The 12,621-nt window shown below is 46.8% G+C and carries 9 protein-coding genes; 1 reads left to right on the forward strand and 8 read right to left on the reverse strand.

What is annotated here, in order from left to right; all coding sequences use genetic code 11:
- Nucleotides 1–35: 35 nt before the first annotated feature.
- From M3661_RS20660 to M3661_RS20690, 7 genes are all read right to left on the reverse strand, one after another.
- Nucleotides 36–1,106 (reverse strand): Gfo/Idh/MocA family protein, encoded by a 1,071-nt coding sequence (locus M3661_RS20660; protein WP_021257596.1) that lies wholly within the window; start codon nt 1,104–1,106, stop codon nt 36–38.
- A gap of 55 nt (nt 1,107–1,161) precedes the next feature.
- Nucleotides 1,162–2,025 carry a sugar phosphate isomerase/epimerase family protein gene (locus M3661_RS20665; RefSeq protein ID WP_065292395.1) on the reverse strand — a complete coding sequence of 288 codons (864 nt, stop codon included), beginning with the start codon at nt 2,023–2,025 and terminating at the stop codon, nt 1,162–1,164.
- A 376-nt stretch (nt 2,026–2,401) separates the two neighbouring features.
- Entirely contained in the window at nt 2,402–4,513 is a 2,112-nt protein-coding gene (locus M3661_RS20670) for an endonuclease MutS2 (RefSeq protein WP_251488193.1), read from the reverse strand.
- Between the two features lie 555 nt (nt 4,514–5,068).
- Complete coding sequence (locus tag M3661_RS20675; RefSeq protein WP_083189323.1) at nt 5,069–6,025, reverse strand: helix-turn-helix domain-containing protein; 957 nt, start codon at nt 6,023–6,025, stop codon at nt 5,069–5,071.
- A 234-nt stretch (nt 6,026–6,259) separates the two neighbouring features.
- Nucleotides 6,260–7,726 carry an MDR family MFS transporter gene (locus M3661_RS20680; RefSeq protein ID WP_251488195.1) on the reverse strand — a complete coding sequence of 489 codons (1,467 nt, stop codon included), beginning with the start codon at nt 7,724–7,726 and terminating at the stop codon, nt 6,260–6,262.
- A gap of 211 nt (nt 7,727–7,937) precedes the next feature.
- The gene (locus M3661_RS20685) at nt 7,938–8,804 is read right to left on the reverse strand and encodes a hypothetical protein (RefSeq protein WP_065292382.1); all 867 of its coding nucleotides are present in this window, start codon (nt 8,802–8,804) and stop codon (nt 7,938–7,940) included.
- A 414-nt stretch (nt 8,805–9,218) separates the two neighbouring features.
- Complete coding sequence (locus M3661_RS20690; RefSeq protein ID WP_251488198.1) at nt 9,219–10,058, reverse strand: helix-turn-helix transcriptional regulator; 840 nt, start codon at nt 10,056–10,058, stop codon at nt 9,219–9,221.
- 192 nt (nt 10,059–10,250) lie between these two features.
- On the opposite strand from M3661_RS20690, the gene M3661_RS20695 reads away from it, so the two are divergent.
- Entirely contained in the window at nt 10,251–10,982 is a 732-nt protein-coding gene (locus M3661_RS20695) for an SDR family oxidoreductase (protein WP_065292380.1), read from the forward strand.
- Between the two features lie 168 nt (nt 10,983–11,150).
- Here M3661_RS20695 and M3661_RS20700 read toward each other — a convergent pair whose 3' ends face one another.
- Entirely contained in the window at nt 11,151–12,620 is a 1,470-nt protein-coding gene (locus tag M3661_RS20700) for a hypothetical protein (protein ID WP_251488201.1), read from the reverse strand.
- Nucleotide 12,621 lies beyond the last annotated feature (1 nt).

Raw genomic sequence — 12,621 nt, forward strand, 5'->3', positions numbered from 1 at the left:
CTCTGGATCCATTCATGCATCGATAGAAGCTTCAATTAGGAATAAACAACTTCTGTCCCTTTTGTGCTAGACTCGTAAATGCCGCACAAAATCTTCATCATTTCTACGCCATCTTCTGCAGGGCAGATCGTCTCTGTGCGACCTTGCACGCAATCGATGAAATGATCGACTTCGCCTTGGAAGCCATTGTTGAAATCAAATGTCAGATGATCAATTTGCGGCGTCATGTTCAAGATCGTGTTATGCTTCTCGCCAATGATCTTCAATTCAGGCTCTACTTCAGCGCCACCCTTGTCGCCGAACAATTTCACATACATATCATCCTTCTGCACATGAAGCGAGAAGCTGCAGTCCACCGCAAGGGATGCACCATTTTCAAAGCGGATAAGCGCATTTGCCATATCCTCAACCGTGTTCACCTTACCACCGTCATAATCCGCTGCCTTATAGAAGTCCAAGTGCTCGATATGGTTGCGATTTCCAAGCTTATAATACGCATTGCCGCTTACCGATTTCACCTTCGGCTTGCCCATCAAGTACCAGCACAGGTCGATTACGTGAACGCCGATATCGATCAATGGGCCGCCGCCGGAACGTTCCTTATCGCTGAACCAGCCGCCTGGGTTGCCAAGACGGCGAATGCAGGATGCCTTCGCATAATAAATCTCGCCAAGCTCGCCTTCGTCAATGAATTTTTTCAATACACGTGTATTCGTGCCATAACGGCGCACATAACCGATTTGCAGCGTCTTGCCGCTCTTCTTCTGTGCTTCTTGTACCGCAAGCGCTTCCTCAACTGTCATGCAAAGCGGCTTCTCTACAAGTACATGCTTGCCTGCTTCGAGCGCTGCAATCGCAATTGGTGCGTGGGAATTATTCCATGTACAGATGCTTACTGCATCAATATCTGGATTTTGAAGCAATTCATGATAATCCGTATATACGATCGCATCTGGAGCTTCGTACTTGACTGCCTTCTCCTTCGCACGTTCCGCATTCAAATCGCACACAGCAATAATTTCTGCTTCGCTATTGTTCTTATAGCCATTAAAGTGCATTTCCGAGATCGAACCTGTACCAATAACTGCAACTTTTACTTTGCTCATATGTTAGTCCTCCTAATTTTGATCTGTGTGTTTCATCCAGAATGATCTGTCGAATTTATACTTCTTCCCAAATGCGGCGGGCATTGTCCATCGCAATTTTCGTGCCTTTGAGGCAGTCTTCCATCCCTTCGAATTCAATGCTGACATAGCCGTCAAATCCAGATGCCTTCACCGCGCGAACGATATCGTAGATTGGCAAGTCTCCTTGACCCACGATTGCACCGCGCAAATAATTGCCATGCAGAGAGCGGAACCAGCCTTGACCAGGATTGCGATCCGCTGGACGTATATAGAAGTCCTTGAAGTGCACCATCGACGCCAATTCAAGGTTGTTCTTCACGGCAATGAGTGGATTCTCGTCTACACATACGAAGTTGCCTACATCAATGGTCGTTCTGTAGTTGTCGCGATCTACGGCAAGCACGAGACGCTTCACACGCTCGCTAGCTTGCGTATAGAATCCGTGATTCTCCACGCTTGTGACAATGTCATACTGGGCAGCATAATCTGCAATTTCCCGGCATGCTTCGACAAGCTGAGGGAAATCCTGCTCGAAATAAGCAGCACCTGTCTGTTCAAGCGGACGCGATGCCACATCATGACGCATGAACTTCACACCAAGGCGATTTGCCACATCAACATGCGACTTCACACGCTCGATTTCACGCTTCAATCCCTCTTCGTCATGACCTGCAAAGTTCGCGCCAATGCAATAATTGGACAATTCAAGCCCAATCCGTTCTGCTGTTGTACGAATCTCTTCTACACGCTCTGGATGGTTGAGCAGATCCAAATCCAAGTCCACGATTTCTGCGTGATCTGCGCCATTCTCCTTCATCCATTCCAATGCTCCGGATATACTTAGACGTTTGTCCTGCAATGCAGCATACAAACTATAAATGCTAACTCCTAATTTCACAGCAGCCCACTCCATTTCATCGTTGTCTTCAGATAAGTTTTCAATTCTCTGCTTATTTGCAAGCGGTTCCAACGAATACTAACTGTCTCCACTACATTATAAAAAAGTTTGTACGCCGCACATTGCACTATAGTCCACAAATATTGGACTTTCTTTCACAGATGCAGTTGAGGATGTGAGATACTCCCATTTGTTTCTCTAATACAGGAATATACAGGGAGAAGGAGACAAAGATGCGGTATCCGCTTTGGCTAGCAAATTGCTTCTGCCCAGGACGTTTGTCTCATTTTTACAGAATATTTTTGTTTATGTCGGATCCACCACGAACAGAGACCCTCTAATAAAATAGAAGGCCTCTTCACATGGCGTTATCTCATTATTCAGATGGATACTCAATCGTGATGCCCTCGACATGCTTGCGGGACATGATCTTCTTTTTCTTGCGATTCTCCTTCGACTCGAACACAATGTCCATGTCATAGTCCTCCGGGTACAAATCCTGCTTCTCAATGTACAGCGTGAGGCGTTTCTTGTTAATTTTCACCTTCTGGTGCTGAATGAGTACCCCTACATTGCCGCGTAAGTCCTCTTCCTCATACACGATGCCCGTACGCTTCAAATAAGCAATATAGACGCAGTCCCCTTTTTGCAGCTTAGCAGGAGGGTTCTTGCTGTTATCGGAATCCTTAGAAATCTTAGTCTCCCTAGAAATCTTAGACTCCTTAGTACCCTCTGTAGGTGTTGCATGTCTTTCCTTTTCTCTGCTCACAGGAAGATTTGCGCTGCCATCACTTTCGACGAGGGTTACTGTCTCAACAGCCGTTGCTTTATCCTCTGCCTCATCTCGGTCTGAACCCTGTTCTCCTCTGGAAATGGAGATCTCTCCGTTGGGTGCATCAGCCTCAGAAATTGCAGACTTCCCATCTGATGCAGCAGCATTCTCAGCTCGGAAAGTACCTGCACTAAGCGATTGTGTAACATGCTGTGAGCGGCTAATGATATCGGCTGACAGACCCAGCTTCGCAGCAATGAGGAAGGCATAGCTGCTCCCAGCTTCCCCAATGCGCAGCTGATATCGCGGCTGCAGAGTGTCTGCATCGAATTCCATCCTTGCATTTTCAAAGCCCGCCGTAGCAGTTGCGAAATGCTTGATTTCATTGAAGTGCGTTGTGGCAAGTACAATTGATCCCCTTCTCCGCAGCTCCTCCAATATGGCGATCGACAGACCAACCCCTTCACCAGGATCGGTACCGGACGCCATTTCGTCAAATAATACAAGCGTGGACGCATCGGCTTCCTCAAGAATATGAATCACATTCGTAACATGGGCCGAAAATGTACTTAGCGACTGTTCCATGCTCTGGCCATCTCCGATATCCACACATACGTTGCGAAATACGGAGAACAGACTGTTCTCTTGGGCCGGCACCAGCAACCCAGATTGCGCCATAAGCGTAAGCAGTCCCACTGTTTTCAAGGCAACCGTCTTGCCGCCCGTATTCGGACCCGTAATAATCAGGCAGGAGTAGCCACGCCCGATTCGAAATGTAAGAGGCACCGTATGCGCGCCTAGCAGTGGATGCTTCGCATTACGAATGTCAATGATGCCGCAATCATTCAACTGTACCGGTCGACCCTCTATCGCAAGGCTGTATTTCGCTCGCGCGAATAGGTAGTCATATACCCCGACGGTATCCACGTTTATCTTAATCTCAGGTGTCGATCTTTCCAGCAATTCGGTTAAATGGCTCAACACCTTCATTTCCTCTTGCGACTCTGCAATCCGCCACTGGGCGAGATCATGCTGAAGATGGGCAATTTCTGTCGGCTCCATATACACGGTTTGACCACTTGCTGATTCATCCAACACGGTGCCATGGAACTGCTTGCGCAGCTCCTTCTTAATGGGCAGCACATATCTGCCCCCGCGCATCCCTACCAGATGCTCCTGCATTAGTGTTCTATGCTTATTCATCAGACCGTCAAGTCTTTGCTTGATGCGACTCTCCACCTGCATAACCTTCCGCCGGACTCTGCTTAGCTCCCTGCTCGCATCATCTGTAATTCGACCATGTCGAATGCAGCGCTCAATCTCATCCCTTATGCTCTCCAGTTCATACATCGACGCAGCATATTGACTTACTGTAGGCGCAATCGAATACTTCGCGCGCATATACTTCTTCAATTGGGCGCAGCTGCGCAGAAAGACAGCCACATTCGTGAAATCATCTTCCGAGAATACGTAACCTGTATTCACGAGCGAGATAATATGCTCAATCCCTTGTAAGGTCGGCAGCGGTACACTCGCCCCCTGCTTCAGCATATCACTTGCCTCCGTCACTTCTGCCAACGCTCTTCGTACCTCATCGATATTCGTGAGCGGACACATCTTCTCGACGTGGTTTTTTCCCGCATAAGAAACCGCATATTCCGATACTTTTTCTTTAACCTTATGATAATCCAGTCTTTGCAGCATTGTTTCGTTCATGCCTCTTGATTCTCCTTTGATTGTTGTAGGAGAGCAGCCGCATATTATGACCTCACGGAAAGAAGGATTCTGTTCACGGAAAACAGCAGCATGTATCGTTCATGCCGGGTATCGTCTGTATAACGCAAAAAAGGCAGAGCATGCGTAAGTGCATACTCTGCCTATATATTCCTTGTTCTCATCAGTAACTGTCCCAGGCCATGTTTGAGTGCCCCTATGGTGAGTGCACACAATTCACGATAATTACAAAAAAAACGTGCTGCATACAGCACGGATCCGGGCACCAAGAGAATGGAATGCTGGCGTAGATTTGCTTATCCGCTGTTCTTAACTCGTTTCCGGAGGACTAATAACAGCATGCTCAAATAAACGTCACGCTGGACGTTTGTTCTCAGGGATGTTCCTATGACAAAATTCGAACATACACCTGCAGCAAAACCGTTGCCTCACTATGGAATTGACTAGTTAAGAACGCTCACCAACATCAAAATCTCCCCTTGCTTCGTAATATCTCTTAGTATACAAAATCTTCAAATGCATCGTCAAGCAGCAGGCTTATGACAATGGACTCGCAAGCGCCTGCTTCTTATATTTCGAGGGCGACATGCCTGTATGGCGCTTGAACATGCGTGAGAAATAGGCCAAATCATTAAATCCAGTGCCGAAGCAGATTTCAGTGACAGACTTATCCGTCGCGATGAGCCAGTGCGCTGCCTTGCTCACACGCAAGTCGATCAGATAGTCGTTGAATGTTTTGCCTGTAAATCGTTTGAACAAGTAACAGAAATATGTTTTGGAAATGTTGAATTGCCTGCACAGACGCTCAAGCCTAAGCTCCTCGGCAAAATGCTCATGAATATAGTCCATTACAGCCTTCATCATCTCTCGGTACTTCTCAACACGCTCGTCCTCTTCACTCGGCTTATCTGCCAGCTTGGAATATTCACGAATGATGACAGAGAGAAGCTTCAATAAATTTGCTTTGAGCACCAACTCGTAAAATCGCTTTGCCCCCCGGTACTCTTCCAACATTTCCGTAAGCAATCGACCGACTTCCATATCGGTCTCTCCGGTCAAGGCTACCTTTGGCGTCACGTGCTTCTCATCGATCAGAAACTGCTCCAAATAGGAAAAATCGAAGCACTCTCCGCTCCATTCCAACTGCTCAAATCGTTCGTTGATAAAATGAGGCAGGAACTCACATCCGATCACTTCCATTCCTTGATCAGGAATCATATCGACCCGATGTACGGCATAGGGCGGAATGACGAATATATTCCCCTTCACCATGTTATAAGTCCGATGATTAATGGAATGCTTGAACTCCCCTCGAACAACATACCAAATCTGTATATAGTCATGGGTATGGTCCCAGATACTCCCTGACGTATGATCCAGCTTATACATTTTGCAAGGCAAATGAGCTTTCATCTGCTGTTCGGAATGAAAGACAATGACATCACTTGGCAAGTCAGCGCCGACACCCACCAGCTTCTTGTTCTTATCCACCATGTGCATCACCTATCACATCATAAAATGTACTGACATGCACCAATACAGCATACAACACTTTGCGACTTCTATTTTGATTTCAACAAGTTGATATCAAAATAAGAAAATGCAACGTTTCTTTTTCCATTGTACACTGAACTTGTAAATTTGCCCATAAAAACAACCCGCTCCATGTATGACTACATAGAACGGGTCGATGTTACACAGCCCTACTATTGGGCATGATATTCTTTGTTAATCGGCTGCTGTTTTCGCCGTTGCTGCATGACTCGGCGTCTTCCCAAGCCAATAGACGAATGGCAAGCCGATTAAGGTCATGACCATGCTGATCATGTTCACCTCATTGATACTCATCGTGAATGCAGTATTTTTCAGCAATGCCGCGTCGGCAATCACGCCATGCAGATCCCCTGCATGATGAAGCGCGCGTACAGCCAGCAAGGACGTAAACAGGCCGATAGACAAACTTGCCATCCCTTGACGCAGCCAGCTGTTGATCGAAGATCCGTACCCAGACAGCTCCCGCGGAATTGCCGACATGCCTGCATTCAAAATCGGCGTATTAGCAAGAGCAATCCCTACGTTGCGAACTGCCATCCACAGCGTAATGTAGCTGTGAGGCGTATCTACCTGCAATCGTCCCAGCTCGTACGTACCAATCACCATCAGCAGCAGACCGGTAGTGATCAGTTTCACTGGGCCGAACCGTTCATACCAGCGTCCTGTGAACGGCATCACGAAAGCCATTAGCGCTGATGCAGGAAGGAGGACTAAACCTGATACAAGCGTCGAGGAGCCCTGTACCCGCTGCAGAAATAACGGCGTTAATAACGCGCCCGCATACAAGCTAATGGTAATGATCGTAACGAGGATCATGCTGAAGGCAAATCGTTTATACCGGAACACTCGGAAATTCAGCAACGGATGCTCAATGCGGAGTGAGCGTCGAACGAATGCAATTAAGATAATTGTGCCGACAATGATGCAGCCAATTGTCTTCCAGGAGCCCCATCCCCAATTGGACAAATTGCCAAAGGCAAGCAGCAGTAACAGACTGCCCATCGCGACGGAGAAGAAACCAAGCTTATCAAACGTTTCTCCACTCGAAATACGATACATCGGAATGTAGCGCAGCACCGACACAATCGCAATCAATCCAATCGGCACATTCATCCAGAACAGCCAATGCCAATCCCCAACATGGACAATCAATCCGGCGAGTGTCGGCCCCACTGCGGGTGCGAGCATAGCAGACAAGCCCCACAGGCTTATCGCCATCGCTTGCCGTTCACGGGGAATCACTTGATAGACGACCGACATCGTCGTTGGCATAATAATGCCGCTGAACATCCCTTGCAGGACTCGGAAGACGATTAAGCTCCACTCGCTCCACGAAATTGCACACAATATCGAGCAAATCACAAACCCACTAAGGGCAAATACATACAACCGCTTCGTACTGAATCGGTTGCCCAAATATCCAACAGCAGGAGCAATAATCCCTGTTGCCAGCATAAATCCCGTCAATACCCATTGGATAGTTGTCAGATCGGTATTGAAATGATTCATCATGACAGGCAGCGCAATATTGACTGTATTCGTACTTAATACGGCCAAGAAGTTGCCGAAAAATATAGCGAAAATAATACTCCAGAACATACGGTTGGTCATCATAGGTTGACCTTGTTCTTCCATAGACATACATCACAGCTTTCTATAATCGATTTCTAATGCGCCCGTACATCCATGTCACAGCTTTTAGACGACATGGCTCTCTTTCTAGTGTAATCCTTCACCCTCTATTGTGTCAATATTGACATATGGAATTGAAAAAAATGTGTATTTTTTCGGCGTATATAAAAAAAGAGCCGCAGCTTATATTCCCCTAAAAGCGCGACTCTGTATCAACAATTCAATTTTTTGATGCCACCGTGTGTCCAATTACATGTGCAAAATAGGCGTTGTTCCGATCCATTGTTTCACGATCGATTCTCGGCAATTGCTGAAGCATCTGTTGAACATCCTTGCTAAATGTTTGCATATCCATCAGGTTCGCTTTATCAAAACGGCTATCTAGTTTCACAGGTAAGGCCTCTTTCTTAGCAGCATCCATTTCCTCTCGATACTTCTTCATCCAGTCCTTATTTTGCGGGATTTGCTGTGCAAACTTCATCAGAACACCAAACCAGTCACCACCATTGATGATAGCTTCCTCCATCTGTTGGTGGCTGTCAGGCGCAAACCGTCTCATTAAATCTGTAATATTGACATAGTCGTCAGGGGCTCCGACCGGTTTTGGCGTGGGTTCCCTGTATGGATTTGCCCCAGTTGCCGCTCCACCTGCCGGATTTCGGGATAACACAGCTATGTTATTGAGCGTGCTTAGCAATTCGGAACCCTCTTCTTTGTCAAAATAATGCCGTGCAACATACTTGGCTTGGGTTAGCCCAAGTTCCTGCAAGGCGTAACGATCGACTTCATCAGGAACAGATCCGCCAGGAGCAAGATTGGATTCTATAATCGTATAGACAGCTTTCCTAATTTCAGGGGATTTCCCTTCCAATATGCGCTGCAAGGATTCATGGATATTCGCATTGCCATAGTAAGAACCAACGTGATGTTCAATAGCTCCGACAGATAGCTGCCGTCCGGTCGGGCTGATTTCAACGGAGTCGTGCTGGACGTCATTCATTATTCCGGTTACTGTTCTCATCTGCTTGCTCATTTGTCCGTTGCTGTCATACAGCTTCGGCGAAATTAGTACACTGTTTATTTTCATAACTGCCTCCTGCACACTGACATACTTGCTTTGGCCAACCGCAAAATAAATATGGATAATTTCGGAATATACCTAGTTATTATATCGTCCAATAATATACAATGATGTACACTTAGCACTCAAGTCAGTAAGAAACTATAAGTCATTCCTATCGATGGATTTACGAATACTCCCTAAGATCTTATGAGACTCGGTCAATTCTTTTCTTCCCATAAGATACGCAAAAGACGCCACCGAAACCACATAGTTGTGGGGATGGAAGCGTCTCTGTCGTCATTTATTCATACATTTTCATATTCGATCTGGACATCCCAATGCTTCAACCAAACTCCTGAAATCTCCCCCTCCACTGCGCTGAATCTACGTTAGTGATCCAAACATGTTATCAGTAAGAAACTGGATATCAAAATTACCTCATTGCGAATTCCGCAATAAACATGCCAACTTCGGCTCTGAACCTAAAGGATCAAGCGGTGTATAGATGCGCATCAACAAATCTTCATTATCCGAAATGGGAAATGAACTGTAGCGAAACGGCAAAACACCTGCCGTCGGATGCTGCACCACCTGTTCTCCTTCTAGATGACCAGCAACCTCATGCTCCTCCCACCACAAACGGAATTTATTGTTTCTTTCCTTCAATTGCAGAACTAATTCCTCATACCATGAATCGTTTAGGCGAACAGCATACTGTCCTCTGAAATAGGCCAATAAATTTCTGGCGACCTGCTCCCAATTCACGATGCGGGATTTGCACCCCTCCACTATAAAAACGCGCCATAGTACATTTCTCTCGATTCCTCTCATCTGATTAAAATCTCCGCATAATGAAGCCGTCATGTCGTTCCAAGCTCGAACATTCCAATGACCATCGATGATATAAGCGGGATACGTCCCTAGTCTGTCAAGAATGAGATGATGTGCAGGGGAAATGGGATCTGTCGAGACGTGAGCTTGAGGGAGTTGAGTATTGTTAGCCAATATAAAGAGATGATCGTGTTCTGCCTTGGTCAGCTGCAAGGTGCGTGCCAAGCTTTCGAGCACTTGCTCCGATACGCGAATATCACGTGCTTGTTCCAATGCCATGTACCACGGCAATGAAATCCCTGATAAACTCGCTACTTCCTCTCTTCGAAGTCCGGTAATGCGACGACGCGAATTACTTGCCGGCAGACCGGCCTGAAGCGGAGATAAGCGAGCTCGTCGGGTTCGCAGAAAATTAGCTAGTTCTTTTCGCCTTCTGATGTGATCCATGACATACAACTCCATATCAGGATGAAATGCATCTCTACTTTTACATAAGTAGTATTTGCAATACTACCATAAATGCTGTTCTATTTGGATTCGGTTAGACTCATTATAATCTCCTTGAGTCCGTTCGTGAAGGGACGCAGAAACCTGTAGATGATAATAAACTGAGGAAACAGAAAGGTGGCACTGAGGAATATGGAAATGAACCGAAGTCTGTCGGATAAGAAAGTCCTCCTTCTGGGAGGAACTTCTGGAATCGGCTTCGCTACGGCCAGAGCCGCAGCATTGGAAGGGGCGACCGTAGTTGTCGTATCTAGTCAGCCCGATAAGGTTGAGCATGCCTTGTCGCGACTGCCTGACAACTCGGAAGGGCATGTCGTGGATGTAACGAATGAAACAGAACAGCAAGATTTCTTCAATCGGGTCGGGAAATTTGATCACTTGATCTTTACGGCGGGTGAGGCTTTACTTATTGATTCGATTCATGCGATGGATTCAGAATCGGCACGTCGTTTTTTTAACCTGCGTTACTGGGGAGCATTCACGGCCGCTAAGTATGGAAGTCCAAACATACGGCCAGGAGGCTCCATCTCCTTCACTTCCGGTGTAGCGGCGGCAAGACCAAATCCTGGGTTATCGGTTGCAGCCAGTGTATGCGGGGCAATTGAAGCAATGACACGAGCACTAGCTGTCGAACTGCGCCCGCTTCGGGTTAACGCCATTGCCTTCGGAATGATTCGCACAGAGCTATGGAACCACCTCACGAACGAACAGCTAGCCGCCATGGATGACTCGGCCGCCAAGACACTTCTAGTCGGCAAGCTTGGCGAGCCGGAAGACGCAGCTGAAGCATTTATATACCTCATGAAAGAGCAATACACAACAGGACAAATCCTTGTCGTGGACGGAGGAGCTTCATTGGTTTGATTTGTTGAGATTCACGCTGCTGCATAAGAGCAATTGACACCTGCATGCATACAATAAAGCCTCCAACCCGCGAGTAAGGCGGTATTGGAGGCTTTGTGCAGCTTACTTATGAATTTGAAGAGCAAGAATCATTCATCACGAGCACACTCGCCGTAAATCGTCGCGAAACTAACTTCTTCCTCCGTATAGGCTGTATGCGAAGTGATAAATGATGTCTGTTGCATATACGTTCGGACGTTCGGAGACTTGGACGTTCACACCACTTAAATCATAGTAATGCGTAAAATTAATCGGCCCTGATAAGAATTCAGCAATACTTCCTGTTGAAGCCGGTAGTCCGAATGTAGCCGTAAAGTTCCCATTCACATCTGTATAGACGGAAGCAGTACGAGTACGATTGCCGCTTCCCTCTGTCCAATTCTCATTCAACCACAGAACATCCACCTTCGCATTAGCTACTGCATAATTATCTGAGGTGCTCACCCTGCCGTATACCGTGAGCGAATCCTTAGCTCGGAAATGCCTGCCGTAGCGGTAAGTAGGATAATCGTTCGGGCCTTCCTTCGAATTAAAGCCGGTAATGACAATTTTATCTGCGCGCAGCACCGGTCTCACCGTCAACATATAATTGCTATTGTCATATTGGCCTGTCGTGTAGACGCGAACATAGAACGATCCGGTTCCGATTCGTACATTTTGATCTGTCGGAGACGACAATAGCTTCATCTGATTGCCTTCATAAGCACCGTACACCTCAACCTTATATCCTTTGCTTGTTGAGGCGGCATCCAGCGTGAGATTCAAAGCGTCATAATTGCGATTTTCTGGTACAGTGATAGTGAACCAATCATTATCAATGGGGGAGCTGATAGAGCGTGTGTTCAATGATGACCCAGATGTGTTTACCGTAAATCCGTAAGCGTGAAATGCATTTTCATCCGTCTCATAGGCGTCGTATTCTGAGCTGATGGCAAGTGTGACGTTAAACGGATCATTAATGCTTCCGCCCTGCTTGGCATGAACCTCGACGAGATATGCTTTATCTCCAGACGTCGTGTTTTTGGTGCCGACGTTTTCTGATAACGTGCGCGTTCCGTTGGCGTAATTATTCATATATGTTCCGTAAATCGAGTAATCGATTGGTGTCGTATTGAGATTGCCTGTCGCCATATCGAATTCGTACAAATACAAATCGTAGTTCAACTGAGGAGACAATGGTGGATCCAACTGTACCTGAAGTACGTCGCCAGGCTTCACGTATATCGGATATAAATGAACCGCCTCTCCTTCCTTCGGGATAACCCCGCTATATGTGGCGGTCGTTACCGTGTTGGATGGCTCTGCCAATGTGCGCAGGGCGCTTGATTGAGGCAATATTGCCTCGGCATCATTCAAATTTATGGGAGCTGTGATCGTATGCTCCAAAGTGCCGTCCAAGCCTTCGGCAGGCGCGGCTTTCACCAGTTGTGTAACAGGCTCCGCATGATCCATTGTGGCTTGAAGTGATAATTCATTCTCTTGCATGGTTGCCGGCAGTGTTTCTGAGAATTTGCCTTCGGCTGCAGACACCACGCTCATTTGAAAGACAAGCAGCAGGACGAGGCTTAGCACCGTTACGATTGAAAACTTTTTCTTCATC

Origin of the sequence: Paenibacillus sp. MER 180 (genome assembly GCF_023713665.1) — a bacterium.
GTDB lineage: Bacteria > Bacillota > Bacilli > Paenibacillales > Paenibacillaceae > Paenibacillus_B > Paenibacillus_B suaedae.

Excerpts from the sequence above, each read along its gene's own strand:
- M3661_RS20660 (WP_021257596.1), bottom strand. The coding sequence starts at position 1,106 with ATGAGCAAAGTAAAAGTTGCAGTTATTGGTACAGGTTCGATCTCGGAA.
- M3661_RS20670 (WP_251488193.1), bottom strand. The coding sequence starts at position 4,513 with ATGAACGAAACAATGCTGCAAAGACTGGATTATCATAAGGTTAAAGAA.
- M3661_RS20675 (WP_083189323.1), bottom strand. The coding sequence starts at position 6,025 with ATGGTGGATAAGAACAAGAAGCTGGTGGGTGTCGGCGCTGACTTGCCA.
- M3661_RS20680 (WP_251488195.1), bottom strand. The coding sequence starts at position 7,726 with ATGTCTATGGAAGAACAAGGTCAACCTATGATGACCAACCGTATGTTC.
- M3661_RS20685 (WP_065292382.1), bottom strand. The coding sequence starts at position 8,804 with ATGAAAATAAACAGTGTACTAATTTCGCCGAAGCTGTATGACAGCAAC.
- M3661_RS20690 (WP_251488198.1), bottom strand. The coding sequence starts at position 10,058 with ATGGATCACATCAGAAGGCGAAAAGAACTAGCTAATTTTCTGCGAACC.
- M3661_RS20695 (WP_065292380.1), top strand. The coding sequence starts at position 10,251 with ATGGAAATGAACCGAAGTCTGTCGGATAAGAAAGTCCTCCTTCTGGGA.
- M3661_RS20700 (WP_251488201.1), bottom strand. The coding sequence starts at position 12,620 with ATGAAGAAAAAGTTTTCAATCGTAACGGTGCTAAGCCTCGTCCTGCTG.